The organism is Streptomyces sp. NPDC111628, assembly GCF_055635195.1.
The window spans coordinates 825,740-843,079 of sequence record NZ_JBVKBZ010000002.1; the positions used below are offsets into that span (position 1 = coordinate 825,740).

18 protein-coding genes are annotated in these 17,340 nt (G+C 70.1%); 16 read left to right on the top strand and 2 right to left on the bottom strand.

Annotated elements, in window-relative coordinates; genetic code table 11:
* Position 1: 1 nt before the first annotated feature.
* A complete protein-coding gene (locus ACZ7MF_RS11350; RefSeq protein ID WP_471477219.1) occupies positions 2 to 1,066 on the top strand; it encodes a FecCD family ABC transporter permease in 1,065 nt (354 codons plus the stop codon).
* A gap of 58 nt (positions 1,067 to 1,124) precedes the next feature.
* Here ACZ7MF_RS11350 and ACZ7MF_RS11355 read toward each other — a convergent pair whose 3' ends face one another.
* Positions 1,125 to 1,535 (bottom strand): cupin domain-containing protein, encoded by a 411-nt coding sequence (locus ACZ7MF_RS11355; protein ID WP_359248359.1) that lies wholly within the window; start codon positions 1,533 to 1,535, stop codon positions 1,125 to 1,127.
* Positions 1,536 to 1,768: 233 nt separating this feature from the next.
* Between ACZ7MF_RS11355 and ACZ7MF_RS11360 the strand changes: the two genes are divergently transcribed.
* From ACZ7MF_RS11360 to ACZ7MF_RS11415, 12 genes are all read left to right on the top strand, one after another.
* Positions 1,769 to 2,332 carry a carboxymuconolactone decarboxylase family protein gene (locus tag ACZ7MF_RS11360; protein ID WP_471477220.1) on the top strand — a complete coding sequence of 188 codons (564 nt, stop codon included), beginning with the start codon at positions 1,769 to 1,771 and terminating at the stop codon, positions 2,330 to 2,332.
* Positions 2,333 to 2,370: 38 nt separating this feature from the next.
* The gene (locus ACZ7MF_RS11365; protein WP_471475978.1) at positions 2,371 to 3,900 is read left to right on the top strand and encodes a sugar ABC transporter ATP-binding protein; all 1,530 of its coding nucleotides are present in this window, start codon (positions 2,371 to 2,373) and stop codon (positions 3,898 to 3,900) included.
* A complete protein-coding gene (locus ACZ7MF_RS11370) occupies positions 3,897 to 4,916 on the top strand; it encodes an ABC transporter permease (RefSeq protein WP_471475979.1) in 1,020 nt (339 codons plus the stop codon). Before ACZ7MF_RS11365 ends, ACZ7MF_RS11370 begins: the two co-directional genes overlap by 4 nt.
* Before the next feature lie 100 nt (positions 4,917 to 5,016).
* Positions 5,017 to 5,979 (top strand): sugar ABC transporter substrate-binding protein, encoded by a 963-nt coding sequence (locus ACZ7MF_RS11375; RefSeq protein ID WP_361570187.1) that lies wholly within the window; start codon positions 5,017 to 5,019, stop codon positions 5,977 to 5,979.
* A 172-nt stretch (positions 5,980 to 6,151) separates the two neighbouring features.
* Positions 6,152 to 7,063, top strand: a complete 912-nt coding sequence (locus ACZ7MF_RS11380; RefSeq protein WP_471475981.1) for a LysR family transcriptional regulator — start codon at positions 6,152 to 6,154, stop codon at positions 7,061 to 7,063.
* 110 nt (positions 7,064 to 7,173) lie between these two features.
* A complete protein-coding gene (locus tag ACZ7MF_RS11385; RefSeq protein ID WP_471475983.1) occupies positions 7,174 to 8,091 on the top strand; it encodes a VOC family protein in 918 nt (305 codons plus the stop codon).
* 51 nt (positions 8,092 to 8,142) lie between these two features.
* A complete protein-coding gene (locus ACZ7MF_RS11390) occupies positions 8,143 to 9,591 on the top strand; it encodes an NAD-dependent succinate-semialdehyde dehydrogenase (protein ID WP_471475984.1) in 1,449 nt (482 codons plus the stop codon).
* On the top strand, positions 9,588 to 10,361 hold the full coding sequence (locus ACZ7MF_RS11395) for a fumarylacetoacetate hydrolase family protein (protein ID WP_471475986.1): 774 nt from the start codon (positions 9,588 to 9,590) through the stop codon (positions 10,359 to 10,361). Before ACZ7MF_RS11390 ends, ACZ7MF_RS11395 begins: the two co-directional genes overlap by 4 nt.
* Positions 10,358 to 10,729 (top strand): VOC family protein, encoded by a 372-nt coding sequence (locus ACZ7MF_RS11400; protein WP_122619512.1) that lies wholly within the window; start codon positions 10,358 to 10,360, stop codon positions 10,727 to 10,729. The genes ACZ7MF_RS11395 and ACZ7MF_RS11400 overlap by 4 nt, the downstream gene beginning before the upstream one ends.
* A 26-nt stretch (positions 10,730 to 10,755) precedes the next feature.
* Complete coding sequence (locus ACZ7MF_RS11405; RefSeq protein ID WP_471475988.1) at positions 10,756 to 11,541, top strand: alpha/beta fold hydrolase; 786 nt, start codon at positions 10,756 to 10,758, stop codon at positions 11,539 to 11,541.
* Entirely contained in the window at positions 11,538 to 12,023 is a 486-nt protein-coding gene (locus ACZ7MF_RS11410) for a GlcG/HbpS family heme-binding protein (protein WP_471475990.1), read from the top strand. The genes ACZ7MF_RS11405 and ACZ7MF_RS11410 overlap by 4 nt, the downstream gene beginning before the upstream one ends.
* 3 nt (positions 12,024 to 12,026) lie before the next feature.
* Complete coding sequence (locus ACZ7MF_RS11415; RefSeq protein WP_471475991.1) at positions 12,027 to 13,055, top strand: uroporphyrinogen decarboxylase/cobalamine-independent methonine synthase family protein; 1,029 nt, start codon at positions 12,027 to 12,029, stop codon at positions 13,053 to 13,055.
* A 68-nt stretch (positions 13,056 to 13,123) separates the two neighbouring features.
* On the opposite strand, the gene ACZ7MF_RS11420 is transcribed toward ACZ7MF_RS11415, so the two are convergent.
* The gene (locus ACZ7MF_RS11420; protein WP_471475993.1) at positions 13,124 to 13,411 is read right to left on the bottom strand and encodes a putative quinol monooxygenase; all 288 of its coding nucleotides are present in this window, start codon (positions 13,409 to 13,411) and stop codon (positions 13,124 to 13,126) included.
* Positions 13,412 to 13,644: 233 nt separating this feature from the next.
* Between ACZ7MF_RS11420 and ACZ7MF_RS11425 the strand changes: the two genes are divergently transcribed.
* The 3 genes from ACZ7MF_RS11425 to ACZ7MF_RS11435 all read left to right on the top strand — a co-directional run bounded on the left by ACZ7MF_RS11425 (position 13,645) and on the right by ACZ7MF_RS11435 (position 17,339).
* On the top strand, positions 13,645 to 15,093 hold the full coding sequence (locus ACZ7MF_RS11425) for an aldehyde dehydrogenase family protein (protein WP_471475995.1): 1,449 nt from the start codon (positions 13,645 to 13,647) through the stop codon (positions 15,091 to 15,093).
* A 37-nt stretch (positions 15,094 to 15,130) separates the two neighbouring features.
* Positions 15,131 to 16,330 (top strand): L-2-hydroxyglutarate oxidase, encoded by a 1,200-nt coding sequence (gene lhgO / locus ACZ7MF_RS11430; protein WP_471475996.1) that lies wholly within the window; start codon positions 15,131 to 15,133, stop codon positions 16,328 to 16,330.
* Positions 16,331 to 16,478: 148 nt separating this feature from the next.
* A complete protein-coding gene (locus tag ACZ7MF_RS11435; protein WP_399691885.1) occupies positions 16,479 to 17,339 on the top strand; it encodes an amidohydrolase family protein in 861 nt (286 codons plus the stop codon).
* The last annotated feature ends 1 nt before the right edge of the window (position 17,340 follow it).

Below are 17,340 nucleotides of genomic sequence, written 5' to 3' on the forward strand. Positions count from 1 at the left end.
AGTGAAGAACGCTTCCACGCGGGCCCGCGTGGAAGTGCGGCGCGGACTGCTGCGCACCGCCCACTGGTCGCTGCGCTACGACACCCGGGCTCTCCTGGTCTGCGTACTCCTCGCGGTGGCCGCGGCGAGCGCCATGGTGCTGGCCATCGGCACGGGAACCTACGAACTGTCCCCGGCCGAGGTGCTGAACACGCTCGCCGGCGACGGCCCGCCGGGCGCCGGCTTCGTCGTGCTCGACCTGCGCCTCCCCAGGGCCCTCGTGGCCGCGCTGGTCGGCTTCGGACTGGGCATGGCGGGCGCGGTCTTCCAGTCCCTGACCCGCAACCCGCTGGGCAGCCCCGACATCATCGGCTTCGGCAACGGCGCCTCGGCCGGTGCGCTCGTGGCGATCATCGTCCTCGACGCGGGCGCCGCGCAGACGGCCGTCGGCGCGGTGTGCGGTGGGGTGGCCACGGCCGCTGCCGTCTACCTGCTGGCCTGGAAGCGCGGGGTGCACGGCTACCGGCTGGTCCTCGTCGGCATCGGCGCCTCGTCGGTGCTGGGTGCGGCGACCAGCTTCCTGTACCTGCGTGCCGACATCGGCAAGGCCGCGCAGGCCGCCGCCTGGACGATCGGCTCGCTCAACGCCCGGGACTGGAACGACGTCCGCGTCGCCGCGCTGGGGCCGGCGGTGCTGGCGCCGGTCGTCCTGGCGTACGGACGACGGCTGACCCTGCTGGAGATGGGCGACGACGTCGCCGCCGCACTCGGGGTGCCGCCCGAGCGGAGCCGTCTAGTGCTGCTTGGCGCGGGCACGGGCCTCACCGCCATGGCGGTGGCCGCGGCCGGCCCCGTTCCCTTCGTCGCGATGGCCGCACCGCAGCTGGCCCGCCGGGTGACGCGGGCCGCGGGTCCGAACGTCCTGCCCGCCGGGTGGACGGGAGCGTTCCTTGTGACCACCGCGGACCTGGTCACCCAGCGTCTGACCGGCTCCGCCCTGCTGCCGGTCGGTGTGGTGACCGGCATAGCCGGTGGGGCGTACCTGGCCTGGCTGCTGCGCGCCGAGCGCCGGGGCTCCCGGCTGTGACCGGGGGGGGGGGGGGCAGCGGAGCCTCGCACACCGAAGGCGAGCTCGGCCCGCCCCCTTAGTCCTTGCCCATCTGGTCCTCGTCCGACAGGTGTTCCACCGTCCTGCCGGTCTCCGTGAACGTACGGGTCACGTGACCCGAGGAGTACACCCACAGGATTCGCAGCGGGCGGTCGCCGACATTGCGGAAGAGGTGGGGGATGGGGGAGGGGATGTACGTGGTGTCGTACCGCTCGAGCTTCGTCACCTCACCGTCGACCCACACCTCCGCCTCGCCGTCGAGGATCGTCACGTGCTCGTCGCAGTTGTGCGAGTGCATCGGGGCTCCGGAGCCCACCGGATACACGCTCATGCCGCTGGTGATGAGGTTCTCCCCGCCCGCCGACGGCGTGGTGATCAGGGGCGTCGTCACGACGGAACCGCCTCGGTCCAGCAGGGGCACGGACGCGGCCTTGATGATCGTGGTCATCCGCGGGTTCCTCTCCAGTTCGACGTGTTACGTCGGACGACGTTAGGTCGCCGTGTCCCGAATCGGTGCCCTGTGGCGTGCAGGTTTACGTTGCAATCCAGGAGGGGTGAGCATCTTCCGCTCGGCTGTACCGTCACCTGTCACCGCAGGGCTTTCGACCCGCCCGGGAAACGCGCCGGAAAGAAAAGGCAGGTATCGGCCAGATGAGGCTCCCCGTTCTCACCGAAGAGGAAATGGACCAGCGGCAGCAGGAGCTGGCCGCCCGTATCGCCGGCCGCCGAGGCGCGGTCCGCGGCCCCTTCCGGGTGTGGCTGCACAGCCCCGAGATGTGCGAGCGGGCCGAGTCCCTCGGCGCGTTCGCCCGCTTCGACTGCAGCCTGCCCAAGCACCTGCGTGAGCTCACGCTGCTGATGGCCGCCCGGAACTGGGACGCGCAGTACTCGTGGAACGCCCATGTGCACCAGGCGATCGAGGCGGGTATCCCCGAGCCGGCCGTCAAGGCGATCGCGGAGAAGCGCGAGGCGGTCTTCGACGACGAGGCCGACCAGGCGTTCTACCAGTTCTGCCGGGAGATCCTCGAGGAGCACTTCGTCACGGACGAGACCTTCGCCGCCGCCCAGCAGTACTTCGGCAACAAGGGCCTGGTCGACACCATCGGCGCGCTCGGCAACTTCACCATGCTCGGCATGTGTCTGAACACCTTCCAGGTGGACCTCCAGGCCGACAAGGAGCCTCCGTTCCCGGACATCAGCGGCTACGGCCGCGTCGTCCCCGGCGCCGACCGGTCGCAGCCGTGAGTTCCCTCAGGGACCCGGAGACCGAGAAAGGGATCGCCGTGACCCCCGGGGCACTCCACGACAGCGGTGAGGACACGGCCCGGCAGGCCGTGGTCCGCGTACGCGGCGTCACCAAGAGCTTCGGCGGGGCGGCCGCACTCAAAGGCGTCGACCTCGACCTGTACCCCGGTGAGGTCCACGCCCTCATGGGCATGAACGGCGCCGGAAAGTCCACGCTGGTGCAGGTCCTCAGTGGCGTGCACCAGTCCGACACGGGCACCATCGGCATCGGCGGCGAGCAGCACACCGGGCTGACGGTGCGCAAGGCCCGCCGGCTCGGCATCTCCTCGGTGCCGCAGCGCCGCGAACTGGCCATGGGCCTCACCGTCGCCGAGAACGTCATGCTGGGCGACCTGCCGACCCGGGGCGGTGCCGTCGACTGGAAGGCGGTCCGGTCGCAGGCCGGCCAGGCGCTGTCCGGGCTCGGCATCGACATCGACGTGGACCGCGTCGCGGGCACGCTCACCGTGGCCGAGCAGACCATGGTGGAGGTGGCGCGCGAGGTCCGGCGCGGCGGCAGGGTGCTCATCCTCGACGAGCCCACGGCCTGCCTGAGCGCCAAGGACGCCGGCCAGGTCCGCGCCCTGGTGCGCACGCTGCGCGACGAGGGCGTCGCCGTCGTCTACATCTCGCACTACATCGACGAGGTCATGTCCATCGCCGACCGGGTCACGGTCCTGCGCGACGGCACCCTGGTGCGCAGCGCGTCGGCGACCGAGATGGACCCCGGCTCCCTGGTGCGCAACATGGTCGGCCGGGACGTCGTCTCCACCCGCCCCGAACGTCCCGCCCCCAAGAGTGACCACGGGCTCGTCGTCCGCGGACTGAGCCAGGGCCGCGCCATCCGCGACTTCACCGTCGAGGTGCGCAAGGGCGAGATCGTCGCCGTCCTCGGCCCCGCCGGCGACGCCCAGTCCCGGCTGTTCGACCTGCTGTCGGGACGCCGTCGCCCCGACACCGGGGAGATCCACGTCGACGGGCGTGCCGTGCCCTTCGGCCGCGTCAAGGCGTCCCTCGCCAGCGGGTTGCGCTGCGTCACCGGCGACCGCCGCTCCCTCGGTCTGGTCCAGAGCATGACCGTGGACGAGAACCTGATGCTGGCCGGCGACCGCTTCGCCCGGCGCCGCCTGCACCGCACCCGCCATCTCGCCCGGCGCGCGGCCCCGGTCCGTGACACCTACGGTGTCGTCGCCCTCACCGGCAACCCGCCCGTGGGCTCGCTGTCCGGCGGCAACCAGCAGAAGGTCCTGCTGGGCAAGTGGCTGGAGACCGAACCGGTCGCCTGCTTCCTTGAGGACCCCACCAACGGCGTGGACGTCGCCGCCATGGCCGACATCCACACCCTCGTCGACGACCTCGCCGCCCGCGGCGTGGCCGTCCTGCTGGCCTCCTCGTCCGCCGAGGAGGTCATGCGTCTGGCCGACCGGGTCGTCGTCGTGAGCGCCGGCCGCACAGTCGCCGAACACGACATCAACGCCATCACCCGCGACGAGCTCGTCGTGACCGCACTCGGAGGTCAACCGCTGTGAGCCTCAAGACCCCCGCCGCCTCCCCGGACGTCGCGGCCGGCCCGCCCCAGCGCACCGGCGCCTCCCGGCCGGGGGCCGGGAAGCTGCTGCACATACCGCACGGCGGCCTGATCCTCGTACTGATCCTGGTGTGCGTGTTCACCGCCGTGCAGGCGGACGCGTTCACCTCCTCGCAGAATCTGCTCAACGTGCTGCGCCAGGTCAGTGTCAACGCGGTCATCGCGGCCGGGCTGACCCTGCTGATGACCGCCGGCGGCATGGACTTCTCGATGGGCAGCAACGCGGCCGTCACCCTGTGCGTGGGCGCCCAACTGGTCGACGGCGGCTGGTCCACGCCCGTCGTCGTGGTCGTCTGCCTGGCGCTGGCCACGCTGATCGGTCTGGTCAACGGTCTGGTGGTGACCTACACCAAGGTCGCGCCGTTCGTCGCCACCCTCGCCTCGGCGATGCTGCTGGACGGCGTCGCGCTGCTCGTCCTGGACGGCATGAGCGTCACCATCGGCGACAAGATGTCCGCGCTCGGCAACGACGAAATCATCGGCGTGCCCTATCTGACCGTCGTGGCGGTGCTGGTGCTGGCGCTGATCGGCGTGACCATGCGGTACACCACCTTCGGCCGCGACGCCTTCGCCATGGGCGGCAACGAGCACGTCGCCCGGCTCAGCGGCATCAACGTGAACGCGCGCAAGCTCGCCCTGTACGCGCTCGCCGGTGTGCTGGCGGGCCTGGCCGGTCTGATGCTGCTCTCCCGGCTCGGCGCCGCCGCGCCCAACACCGCGGGCCTCCAGACCCAGCTCACCGCCGTCGCCGCGGTGGTCATCGGCGGTACGTCCCTCGCCGGCGGCCACGGCACCGTCATCGGCACCGTCTTCGGCGTGGTCCTGCTGGGGGTCGTCGGCAATGCCCTGAACCTGCTGCAGGTCAACAGCAACTACCAGCTCGTCGTCACGGGCGGTGTGCTGCTGGTCGCGGCGATCATCAACGAGTTCCAGCGCAAGTCCTCACCAGGGCATTAGCAACGCCGCGCTGGAGCAAACGCCCTTCGCCTTCGCGCACCCCCCCTCTCGGCGCCGCCCCCACACCTTCTCTTCAACGATGCAGGAAAGGCCCCACCCCATGAAGCCCATCGCCACTTCCCGCCGCGTCGCTGCGGTGTCCCTCGTCGGCGCCACCGCCCTGCTCCTGTCCGGATGCGGCTCCGGGAACGACAGCGGGGGCGCCGCCGACGGTTCCGTCTCCCTCGGGTTCGTCAACGGCTCCAACACGCATTTCCACACCTGTCTGCTCAAGGCGGTCGAGCAGGAGGGCGAGGCGCAGGACGCCAAGGTCTACTCGGCCAACTCCAAGCAGGACGCCGGGACCGAGCTGTCCAACATCGAGGACATGATCGCCCGCAACGTGGACGCCCTGATCGTCCAGACGGTGAACGTCGACGCCCTGGAGGGCGACATAGCCAAGGCCAAGAGTGCCGGCATCCCGATCTATCTGACCTCGGTGGCAACCTCCGACATGAACGACGTCCTCGGCGCCGCGGTGGTCGACCTCAAGAAGGTCGGCGCGCTGGACGCCGGGTGGATCGACAAGGATTCCGCAGGCAAGGACGTGACCGTCGGTGTCGTCGCCGGCGCCCCGGGTGCCGCCTCCGACCTGCTGGTGGGCGGGTTCAAGGACGCCCTGCCCAAGAACGCCAAGGTGGTCGCCAACCAGCCCGGCATGTTCAACCCGGCCAAGGCGCAGGACGTCGCCGAGAACATGATCCAGTCCCACCCGGACCTGGACTACGCCTTCGTCGCCAACGAGGAGATGGCCTTCGCCGTCCGCAAGGCATTCGACGCCGCGGGCGCCAAGGACGTCAAGATCGTTTCAGTGAACGGCACCGAGGAGGGCGTCGCCGCGGTCAAGGACGGCCGTCTCGCCGCCACCGTCGCCAACTCGGCGATGACCATCGGCCAGACCGCGGTCAAGAACACGGTGGGCCTGCTCGACAAGAAAGAAAGTGTTGACAAGATCTCCGACATTCCTCTTGTCTTGGTCACGAAGGACAACCTGAGCGAGGCTCCCCAGTACTGCCCGAAGTAGGGCCCCACCGGGAACCGGCGCCCGTCTCACCCGTGTCCGAGCCGCACCATCCCGCCGTACCGCCGACCCGACCCCGCACCGCCACTGCGGGTACGGGCCCGCGTCCCACGACGGGTCCTTGCTCCCCGCCCCCGACGCCGGTCGGGCGGGGAGCGGCCTTCGGAGGAAGAACATGGATCGCCTGCTCCTCATGCACAGCTTCGTCACCGTTGCCCAGGTCGGCAGTTTCAGCGGGGCCGCCAAGAAACTCGGATCATCGGGCTCCTTGGTGTCCCGGCACGTCGCCGAACTGGAACGCCAGATCGGCGTCCGCCTGGTGAACCGCACCGCCCGCTCGGTGAGCCTGACAGAACCCGGCCAGCGGTACGCGGATTTCGCCGCCCGCATCCTGGGCGAAATCGAGGCCGAGGACGCCGGCATCGCCCAGCTCCACGACCGCGCCGAGGGCACGCTCAGCGTCATCTGCCCCAAATGGATAGGCAGCCTGGATCTCGGCGATGCCATCGCCGCCTTTTCCGCAGCGCATCCCAAGATACAGATCCGCTTCGAACTGGGCGGCATGTCGGACCGCACCTACGATTTCCTGGACAGCGGATTCGACGTCGCCTTCCACACCCGCGACCTGAGGGATTCGAGCGTCCGGCTGAAGAAGATCTCCTCCCTGCCGTTCGTCCTGTGCGCGTCGGAGGAGTACATCGGGGAGCACGGCTCCCTGACCCACCCCAACGACCTGGCCGCCCACGACTGCCTGGTGCACCTCAACGACCCGGTGTGGCGGATCGGCCACGGACACGCGAGCACCCTGCACAAGATCCGCAACATCGCCTTCTCGTCGAACTCCTACATCGCCCTGCAGAAGGCCGCTGTGCACGGCCGGGGCATCGCCCTGCTGCCCCAGCGCCCGGCCTACGACGACCTCGTCTCCGGCGCACTCCAGGTGCTGCTGCCGGAACTCGCCGTGCCGGACCGGCCCCTGTACGCGATCTACGGACCGGGACAGGACACCCCGCGCAAGGTCAGCGTGTTCCTGGACTTCCTCGCGGAATGGTTCTCCCAGAATCCCATTCCCACCGTGCGCACCTGAACGCGGCCCCGCCGCGCAAGAAACGATTGCGAACCCGGGAGACCTCGGGCCATTGAGGCCCCCGCGCCCGCATACATACGCTCACCAGGCGAGACGGAAACGAGGAATCCATGGGAATCCAGAGAATCGAATCGGTCACCTACGGCATCGACGACCTCGGCGAGTGCGTCCGGTTCTTCGAAGACTTCGGCCTCTTCCTGGTGGAGCGGACCGACGAGCACGCGGTGTTCGAGACGCTCACCGGACAGACCCTCCACCTCGACACCGATCCCGGCCCGCTGCTGCCGCCCCCCGTGGAGAGCGGGCCCACGCTGCGGGAGGTCGTCTGGGGCGTCGACACCCGCGAGGAACTCGATCGCCTGGTGACCGCCGTGGGCCGGGACCGCGAGGTCCGCGAGAGCGCCGACGGCGTGCACCACACCGTCGACCGCAGCGGCTTCGGCGTGGGCCTCACCCTCGCCCGGCCCAAGAAGGCGGCCGTCGACCCCCGCCCCGCCAACACGCTGGGCCACGTGGTTCGCTGGAACGAGGCGCTGGAACCGATCACCCGCGCCCACCCGCTGCGCATGTGCCACGTGGCCCTCAACATCGCCAAGGAGGGCAAGGAGGAGGCCGTCGCCTTCTACACCGACCTCCTCGGCTTCCGCGCCACCGACGTGGTCGAGCCCATGGGCGTCTTCATGCAGGCTCCCGGCGACGACGACCAGCACACCGTGCTGCTCTGCCACCGCCCCGACCGGGCCGGCGTCAACCACATCGCTTACGAGGTGCCCGGATTCGACGACGTGATCGAGGGCGGCAACTTCATGATCGAGCGGGGTTGGCGGGAGGCCCGCAAGCTGGGCCGGCACACCATCGGCTCCAACGTCTTCCGCTTCCTGCACGCCCCCTGCGGCGGCCGCGTCGAGTACGCCGCCGACATGGACCGGGTCGACGACACCTACGAGACCCGCGTGCACGAGACCAGCCCGCCGCACCACATCTGGGCGCTGCGCACCAACCGCGGCCAGGACGCGCCCGCCTCCTGAGCCCGGACAGCCCCGAACCACCACCCCGCCAGCCTGAGAGGGCACCCACCCATGACCACCGATCACGGCTACCCCTCCGTCCACATGTACATTGCGGGCGAGTGGTGCCAGGGCGGCACCGGACGTACCGCCCCCATCGTGAATCCGGCCACCGAGGAGGCGATCGGAGAGGTACCGCTGGCCACCGCCAGTGACCTCGACCGCGCGCTCGACGCCGCCACCGAGGGCTTTCGGATCTGGCGGGACACCCCCATAGCCGAACGCACCCGCATCCTGCACGCCGCCGCCGACCTCATCGCCGAGCGCGCCGCCGACATCGGCCGCGTCATGACCCGGGAACAGGGCAAGCCGCTGCGCGAGTCGACCGGCGAGGCCCGCCGCACCGCCGAGACCCTGCGCTGGCACGCGGACGACGCCCGCCGCACCTACGGCCGGATCATCCCCTCCGCGCCCGGCACCGTGCTGACCGTGCGGCGCGAGCCGATCGGACCCGTCGCTGCCTTCGTGCCGTGGAACTTCCCGGTCGGCGGCCCCAACCGGAAGATCTCCTCCGCGCTCTCGGCCGGCTGCTCCCTGGTCATCAAGGCATCCGAGGAGACTCCAGCCACGGCGATGGAACTGGTCCGCTGCTACGCAGACGCGGGTCTGCCGGCCGGCGTCCTCAACCTCGTCTTCGGCGACCCCGCGGAGGTCTCCGCCCACCTGATCGCTTCCCCGGCCACCCGCCTGATCGCCTTCACCGGCTCCGTCCCGGTCGGCAAGCTGCTCGCCGCCAAGGCCGGTGAGGTCATGAAGCCCTCGCTGATGGAGCTGGGCGGCCACGCCCCGGTGATCGTCTGCGCGGACGCCGACCCCGGCAAGGCCGCCCGCAGGGCCGCCCAGGCCAAGTGGGCCAACGCCGGACAGGTGTGCACCTCGCCCAGCCGCTTCCTGGTCCACGAGTCGATCGTGGAGGAGTTCACCGCCGAGTTCGTGAAGGCGGCCGAGGCCGTGGCGGTCGGCGACGGACTGGACGAGGGCACCGCCATGGGTCCGCTCGCCAACGAGCGCCGCCTCGCGGCCATGGAGCGCCTGACCGCCGACGCGGTCGCCCGCGGTGCCAAGGTGCTCACCGGCGGCGAGCGCCTGGACCGCCCCGGCTACTACTTCGCGCCGACCGTCCTCACCGAAGTACCCGAGGACGCGGAGCTGATGAGCGAGGAGCCGTTCGGACCGCTGGCGCCCATCGCTCCCTTCAGCGACCTCGACGAGGCGCTCGCGACCGCGAACGCGCTGCCCTACGGACTGGCCGCCTACGGCTTCACCGACTCCGCCGCGACCGCCGAGAAGCTGTCCGAGGAACTCGAGGCCGGCATCCTCTCCCTGAACCACTGCGGCGGCTCCGTCCACGAGGCCCCCTCCGGCGGCGTCAAGGACAGCGGCTACGGACGCGAGGGCGGACCGGAGGCCCTGGACGCCTACCTGATCACCAAGCGCGTCTCCCACCTGCTGGCGCCATGAGGTACGCACGCATCTCCGTCGGCGGACGGGCGGTATGGGGCCGCGTCGGGAAGCACGACGTCGAACTGCTCTCCGGCTCCCCTCTCGACGAGACCGACGTCCACGTCATCGGCACGGTCCCGCGCGCCCGCGCGCAGTGGCTGCCGCCGGTCGTCCCGTCCGTCTTCTACGCCGTCGGCATGAACTACCCCCGGCACATCGAGCACGCCGGAGTCGCGACCCCCGAGCGTCCCGAGGTCGGCTACCGGGCCAACAACGCTCTCACCGGCCACCTCGCGCCGATCGTCAAGCCCGCCGAGGTGACGGGCCGCTTCGAGGCCGAGCCCGAACTCGTCGCCGTCATCGGGCGCACCCTGCGGCACGCCACCCACGACGAGGCCCGCAAGTCGGTCTTCGGCTGGGCCATCGGCAACGACGTCAGCGCCCGCACCTGGCAGCACCAGGACCGCACCTTCTGGCGCAGCAAGAACAGCGACACCTTCAAGCCGATGGGCCCCTGGATCGAGACCGACGTCGACGCCCTCGCGCAGACCACCACCCTCCGCGTCAACGGCGAGACGCGCGCCGAGTTCCCGACCGGCGACATGCTCTTCGACCCCTTCGACTACATCGTCGAGATCACCAAGCACATCACCATGCACCCGGGTGACGTGCTGTGGATGGGTGCCGAGTCCGTCTGCCCGATCGAGCCCGGCGACACCGTGGACGTCGAAATCGGCGGCATCGGCGTGCTGTCCAACCCCGTACTCCTCGAAGGGAACCAGCCATGAGCGCAGAACCCCGATACATCCACCACGTCAACTTTCCCACCACCGACCCGGACCGCACCGCCGAGTGGTACTCCAGGGTCTTCGGCATGAAGCGGATCCAGCCCAAGTCCAACACCCGCGTGGTGCTGATGACCCGGGGCAACTTCGACCTGCACTTCACCCCGGTCGAGGAGATGGAGCGCATGGCGCCCTATCACTTCGCCGTCGAGGTCGACGACTGGGACGACTTCCTCGCGCACCTCAAGGAGCTGGGCATCCGGCACACCCGGCCCATTCAGCGCCCCGAGAACCAGTCGAAGTTCTGCTACATCCACGACCCGGACCACACCATGATCGAGCTGGTCTACCACGCCAAGCGTCCCAACTGAGCGCTTCTGCTGAGGAGTTACACCCCATGCCCTACGCCGACTCCGACGGCACTTCCATCTACTACGAACGCCACGGCAGCGGCCCGGCGATCCTCTTCGTGCACGGCAGCGGCGGCCACCACGCCGCCTGGTGGCAGCAGATAGCCGCGCTGCGCGACGAGTTCACCGTCGTCACCGTCGACCTGCGCGGCTTCGGCAAGTCCGACAGCTCGATGCCCGAGTTCGACGGCCAGGACTTCCCCGGCGACGTCGTCGCGGTCCTGGAGGCGGAGGACCTCACCGACGCCATGCTGGTCGGTCAGTCCATCGGCTCCGTCGCCGCCCTGCGTGCCGGCCTGCTGCGCCCCGACCGGGTCTCCTCCGTCGTCCTCGGCCACTCGCTGGGCGGCATCAGTCACCCCGAGCTGAAGGAACTGGCCGCCGCCGACCGCGCCGAGGCCGTGAAGCTCCCGGTCATCGACCGGCTGCTGACCAAGCAGTTCCAGACCGATCGCGCCGACTTGACCTTCCTGTTCCAGCAGATGGGCACGTTCAACGTCGCCAGAATGCAGGACTTGCGCAACCTCGACACCAACGGCCCCAGCCTGGCTGAGATCCGGGAGTCGGGCGTCAAGGTCGTCTTCCTCGCCGGTGAGAAGGACGCCGTCCTGAGCGTCAAGACCGTCACCCGCGCCCACGAACTGGTGGAGGGATCGCACCTGGAAATCGTCCCGGGTGCTCCGCACTCCATGTACTGGGAGACGCCCGAGGCCTACAACGCCGCCGTCGCCCGACTGCGCCGCACCCTGACCGCCACGAAGGAAGCCGCATGAGCAACATCAGCCTCGACGCCGCCGAGGAGATCATCGCCGCCGTCCACAAGCGGGCCCAGCAGATCGGCAAGGCCGTGAGCGTCGCCGTCGTGGACGCCGGCGGCTTCGTCGTCGCCGTCCGGCGTCCGGACGGCGCCCGCCCGCTCACCCCCGACATCGCCCGCGCCAAGGCGTACACCGCAGCCATCATGCAGCGTCCCGGCAAGATGCTGAAGAAGTGGCAGGAGAGCCAGCCCGTCTTCTTCTCCCAGCTCTCCCAGCTTCCCGGCGCCTCCATGCCCATCCTCGCCACCGAGGGCAGCGTCACCATCAAGAAGGACGGCGAGATCATCGGCGGCCTCGGCATCGCCGGCGGCACCGCCGACGAGGACCAGGTCATCGCCGACGAGGTCCTGCAAGCCCTCGGCTACGAACTGGAGTTCGCCGCCTGGGGCGTCGCGGGCACGCCCGCTCCGTCCGCTTCCGACGCCGGGAAGGACTGACCCATGGCGGACACGTTCAACTACCGCATCGACCACCACGGCAGCCTGGTGCGCCCCGCCGAACTCACCGCCGCCCGCGCGGCCGGTGACCCGGAGGGGCTGAAGGAGGCCGAGACCGCGGCGGTCGAGGAGGCGGTCGCCCTCCAGCGCAAGCTGCGCTCCACCGTCGTCACCGACGGCGACTACCCCCGCGAGGACTTCCGCGGCGCCGTGCTCGGCACCGTCTCCGGCTTCCGCCGTACCGACCAGGTGGGACCCGACGGCCTGGTCCGCTGGGTCGCCGAGTCCCTGCCGAAGACCAACGGCCCACTGCTGCCCGACTACGGCACCCGGCTCACCGGTCTGACGGTGATCGCGCCCAAGGCCACGCTGCCGTCTCCGGCGTACCTCGCGGCGACGACGTACCAGAAGGGCCTCGGCGTGACCTCCGCCCGGGAACTCGGCGAGGCACTGGCCGAGATAGTCCGGGCCGAGATCGCCCTGCTGGTCTCCCAGGGAGTCCGGCTGATCCAGCTGAACAACCCTCTCCTGCTGGACCAGGTCGCCGCCGACCCGGCCGCCCCCGGCGCGCTGTCCTTCGAAGACGCCCTCGCGGTGGACGCGCTGGCGGTACGGCTGGACGAGCGCTCCGAGGGCGTGCGGATCGGCGTGGCGCCCGGCTGGGCGGCGCCGGCCGCCGTGGACCGCGGCCGTGCCGAGCGGTTGTACACGGCCGTCCCGGCGGACCGCTGGGTACTGCCCTTCGACCAGGGCACCGAGGCAGAGGTGGACCTCGTACGGGCACTGCCCGACGAACGCGACTTCTGCCTCGGCGTGGTGGACGCCACCCGACCCGAACTGGAGGACATCGACACGGTGATGTCCCGGATCGACCCGCTCGACGCGTTCAAGGACCTCGAGGACGCCGCCGTCGCCCCGTCCCGGGGCTTCGCCGAGGTCACGGACCAGCCGCTGCTGAGCGCCGAGGAGCAGCGCAGGAAGCTCGTCCTGGTGGAGACGGTCGCCCGCTACTGCTGGGGCAACGAGTTCTGAGACGGCCGCGGGGCCGGGAAGCGGCTGCTTCCCGGCCCCGCGGCCCTCTGCTCACAGAGGTCCTCTGCTCACAGCACTTCGGCGAAGGTCACCGACCGGTCCGTCAACAGCGGCCACACCGTCTCGACGATCTGCTCCTTGAAATGCGGCGCGGCCTTGTGCACTTCGAACCCGGCAACGTCGTCGTATCGCTCGTAGAGCAGGAAGCCGCCGGGCTGTTCGGACACGGCGTGCACCTCGTAGAGCTGGTTCGCGGGTTCCGCGCGGGTCGCCTCCCGCGCCTTCAGCAGCGCGGCACGCACCGCGGCCTCGTCGGCGGGCGCGCAGCGGTAGTGGGCGACGACTGCGTAGGCCATGTTCGGTCTCTCCTCGGCTGTTCTCGGTTTCCGGCGGCGTCGTGCGCACCGTCCGGCCAGCTGATTCCAGCACGGATTGCGCCCCGTCCGACCTGCGCGCGGTGCAACCAATGCCTGCCGCCGCGGGGCTGGTGGGCCCGCCCCGACATGGTGTGTTGTCGCATCCGGCCCTGCACGGCCGACCCGCTGGGGCCGCGGTCACCCGCACCGCGGTCGACGAAGGAAGTGATCTGATGCGCACCTTGGAAACGCTCCTGGGCGGAGAGTGGGTGACGACCGGTGAGTGGATCGACGTCCACGACCCGGCCGACGTCCGCGCCCCCGTGGCCCGGATCCCGGCCCTGTCCGCCAAGGACGTCGCCCGGGCCTACGACCGGGCCGAGCAGGGTTTCGCCGTCTGGAAGCGCACGAGCCCCTTCGAGCGGGCCCGCGTCTTCACCGACGCCGCCCGCCTGATCCGCGAGCGGCTCGACGAGATCGCCGCCGACGTCACCGCCGAGAACGGCAAGACGCTGGCCGAGGCCCGCGGTGAGGCGGGCAAGGCCGCCGACTTCCTCGACTACTACGCCGGCCTCGCCCGCCAGGGTTACGGCACCCTCCTGCACGATGCCCGTCCCGACACCCGTACGCACACCCAGCGCGAGCCCATCGGCGTCATCCTGGTCATCAGCCCCTGGAACGATCCGCTGATCACCCCGGCCCGCAAGCTCGCCCCGCTGCTCGCGACCGGCAACGCCGCCGTGTTCAAGCCGGCCACCGACACGCCGATGTCCGGACTGCACTTCGCGCACGCCCTGCACGACGCGGGACTGCCGGCCGGCGTGCTGAACGTCGTCACCGGCCGCACCCGGGAGATCGCGGAGGCGCTTCTGGACGACCCGCGGATCGCCGGCATCACCTTCACCGGCTCCAACGAAGTCGGCAACTCCATCCGCCGCCGCCTCGGCGACGGCAACGTCCGCTTCCAGGGCGAGCTGGGCGGCAAGAACGCCTCCGTCGTCCTGAAGGACGCCGACCTGCCGTCCGCCGCGAAGACCGTCGTCGCTGCCTCCTTCGGCCAGGCGGGCCAGCGCTGCACCGCCACCAGCCGGGTGATCGTCGAGCGGCCGGCCTGCGAGGAGTTCACCCGGCTGCTGGTCGCCGAGGTCGAGAAGCTCAAGGTCGGCCCGGGCAGCGACCTGGCGACCACGATGTGCCCGCTGTCCAGTCCCAAGCAGCGCGACAGCGTCCTCGCCGACCTGCACAAGGCGGTCGAGGAGGGCGCGGTGGTCCTCACCGGCGGCGCCGCCGACACCGAGGGCGACCACGCGCACGGCTGCTACGTGCAGCCGACCGTGCTCGGCGACGTCACCCCGGAGATGGCTCTCTGGCGGGACGAGGTCTTCGGTCCGGTCCTCGCCGTCCGCGCCGTCGACGACTTCGCACAGGCCGTCCAGGCCGTCAACGACTCCGTGTACGGCCTGGCCGCGGCCGTCTTCACCCGCGACATCGGTGCCGCCTACCGCTTCGTGGACGAGGCGGAGTGCGGCCAGATCGCGGTCAACCACCCGACGCCCGGCTGGGACGTGCACCTGCCGTTCGGCGGCTTCCACGACTCCGGCACCGGCTACAAGGAGCAGGGCGAAGAGGTCCTGCGCTTCTCCACCCGCGTCAAGACGGTCGCCATCAACTTCGGCGCCTGACGGCGGGGGAGCGGCAAGAACAGAGAGGAGGATGCCGATGGCTGACGAGACGATCGGCATCGTCGGTGCCGGCATCGTGGGCCTGGCCACGGGCCGCGAGATCGCGCTCAGGCGCCCCGGCACCCGTGTCGTGGTGTTCGAGAAGGAACAGCAGGTCTCGCTGCACCAGACCGGCCACAACTCGGGCGTCGTACACGCGGGCATCTATTACACGCCGGGCAGCCTCAAGGCGGACCTGACGGTGCGCGGCGTGGCACTGCTGCGCGAGTACTGCCAGGACCGCGAGCTGCCCTACCGGGAGATCGGCAAGCTCGTGATGGCGGTCCGCCAGGACGAGCTGGGCCGTATGGAGAACCTCTACGAGCGGGCCAAGAACAACCACGTGCCCGACCTGCGGAGGGTCTCCAAGGACGAGATCAAGGAGCTGGAGCCCAACGCCGCTGGCATCGCGGCCCTGCACTCCCCGCGCACCGCGATCACCGACTACCCGGCGATCGCCCGGGAGTTCGCCAAGGACATCGCCGACGCGGGCGGCGAGGTCAGACTCGGCTTCCCCGTCACCGGCATCACCAACGTGCCGGGCGGCATCGAGGTGGCCTCCGGACAACAGCGCCTGAAGGTGGACCGGTTGATTCTGTGCGCCGGCCTGCAGTCGGACTCGGTGGCCAGGCTCGCCCAGGACAAGCAGGAACCCAGGATCATCCCGTTCCGGGGTGAGTACATGCTGCTCAAGCCGGATCGCACCCACCTCGTCCGCGGCCTCATCTATCCGGTGCCGGACCCCCGTTACCCCTTCCTGGGTGTCCACTTCACCCCCCGGGTCGACGGAACGGTGGAGGTCGGCCCCAACGCCGTTCTGGCACTCGCCAGGGAGGGTTACCGGCTCACCAAGGTCTCCCCGAAGGACCTGCTCGGCCTCGCCGCATATCCGGGCTCCTGGAGGATGGCGGCCCAGCACTGGCGCACCGGCGTCAAGGAGTACCGCGGTTCGCTGTCCACCACGGCCTTCATGAAGGACGCAGGCCTGTACGTCCCCGGCGTGGGTGCGGGGGACGTGATCCGCGGCGGAGCCGGCGTACGGGCCCAGGCCCTGGACCGGGACGGCACCCTCGTGGACGACTTCCGCATCCACCGGGTTGGCAGGATCACCGCCGTGCGCAACGCGCCCTCGCCGGCCGCCACCGCCTCCATGGCGATCGCCGAGCACATCGTCGGCGCCGTCTTCGGCGAGGCCTGAAGCACGCCGCGAATGCCCAGTTCACAGCGCACTTTCGCGCAACAACAGCTTGCATCCCAAGCTCTCGGCAAGACCTCTTCACCCGCCTAGCGTTCGTTGCACACCACCCACCACCCCCTTCGAGAACGTTCGAGAAAGCGAGTTCGACATGTTCGTCGTCGACACCCAGATCCACATCTGGAAGGAAGAGACCCCGGACCGCCCCTGGGTCCCGGGGGCGCGCGAGCGCATCCGCCTCAACGGCCACCGCGAGGACCCCTTCTCCTACGAGGAGGCCCTGGAGCTGATGGACGAGGCCGGCGTCAACCGGGCGCTGATCCTCCCGCCGTCCTGGGAGGGCAACCGCATCGACTACGCCCTGGAGGCCTGCGAGGCCCACCCGGACCGTTTCGGCATCATGGCCCGCGTCCCCCAGGACAACGAGGCCGAAGGCACCGCGATGCTGAAGGACTTCGCCCAGAACCCGCACATCAAGGGCACCCGGCTCACCTTCCACCGCCCGCAGGACCGCAACTGGATGATCGACGGCACCAACGACTGGTACTGGCCGATCGCCGAACAGCTCGGCATCCCCACCATGGTCCACGCCCCCATCTGGAAGCGCGAGCTGGGCGAGATCGCCGCCAAGCACCCCGAGCTGAAGATCATCATCGACCACATGGGCATCATGGCGCGCTGCGTCGACGACGCGATCGGCTACTGGGTCTCGGAGACCGCCGACCTGGCCGCCCACCCGAACATCTACGTGAAGGTCTCGGCGCTGCCCGGCTACTCCACGCAGCCCTTCCCGAACAGCAACATCCAGAAGTACGTCCGCGAGATGGTCGACAAGATGGGGCCGCAGCGCTGCTTCTACGGCACCGACATCACCCGCCTGCTCGGGCACGGCATCACCTACACCGACACGATCGAGCAGTTCACCAAGCACTGGGACTTCACGCCCGAGGAGCTTGAATGGATCATGGGCCGCGGTATCTCCGAGGTCCTGAACTGGCCGTACGAGGGCTGAG

What these genes read in the sequence shown, in the direction of transcription:
- ACZ7MF_RS11355 (WP_359248359.1), bottom strand. Translation starts at nt 1,535, where the DNA reads ATGACCACGATCATCAAGGCCGCGTCCGTGCCCCTGCTGGACCGAGGC.
- ACZ7MF_RS11360 (WP_471477220.1), top strand. Translation starts at nt 1,769, where the DNA reads ATGGACCAGCGGCAGCAGGAGCTGGCCGCCCGTATCGCCGGCCGCCGA.
- ACZ7MF_RS11375 (WP_361570187.1), top strand. Translation starts at nt 5,017, where the DNA reads ATGAAGCCCATCGCCACTTCCCGCCGCGTCGCTGCGGTGTCCCTCGTC.
- ACZ7MF_RS11380 (WP_471475981.1), top strand. Translation starts at nt 6,152, where the DNA reads ATGGATCGCCTGCTCCTCATGCACAGCTTCGTCACCGTTGCCCAGGTC.
- ACZ7MF_RS11385 (WP_471475983.1), top strand. Translation starts at nt 7,174, where the DNA reads ATGGGAATCCAGAGAATCGAATCGGTCACCTACGGCATCGACGACCTC.
- ACZ7MF_RS11390 (WP_471475984.1), top strand. Translation starts at nt 8,143, where the DNA reads ATGACCACCGATCACGGCTACCCCTCCGTCCACATGTACATTGCGGGC.
- ACZ7MF_RS11395 (WP_471475986.1), top strand. Translation starts at nt 9,588, where the DNA reads ATGAGGTACGCACGCATCTCCGTCGGCGGACGGGCGGTATGGGGCCGC.
- ACZ7MF_RS11400 (WP_122619512.1), top strand. Translation starts at nt 10,358, where the DNA reads ATGAGCGCAGAACCCCGATACATCCACCACGTCAACTTTCCCACCACC.
- ACZ7MF_RS11405 (WP_471475988.1), top strand. Translation starts at nt 10,756, where the DNA reads ATGCCCTACGCCGACTCCGACGGCACTTCCATCTACTACGAACGCCAC.
- ACZ7MF_RS11410 (WP_471475990.1), top strand. Translation starts at nt 11,538, where the DNA reads ATGAGCAACATCAGCCTCGACGCCGCCGAGGAGATCATCGCCGCCGTC.
- ACZ7MF_RS11415 (WP_471475991.1), top strand. Translation starts at nt 12,027, where the DNA reads ATGGCGGACACGTTCAACTACCGCATCGACCACCACGGCAGCCTGGTG.
- ACZ7MF_RS11420 (WP_471475993.1), bottom strand. Translation starts at nt 13,411, where the DNA reads ATGGCCTACGCAGTCGTCGCCCACTACCGCTGCGCGCCCGCCGACGAG.
- ACZ7MF_RS11425 (WP_471475995.1), top strand. Translation starts at nt 13,645, where the DNA reads ATGCGCACCTTGGAAACGCTCCTGGGCGGAGAGTGGGTGACGACCGGT.
- lhgO (WP_471475996.1), top strand. Translation starts at nt 15,131, where the DNA reads ATGGCTGACGAGACGATCGGCATCGTCGGTGCCGGCATCGTGGGCCTG.
- ACZ7MF_RS11435 (WP_399691885.1), top strand. Translation starts at nt 16,479, where the DNA reads ATGTTCGTCGTCGACACCCAGATCCACATCTGGAAGGAAGAGACCCCG.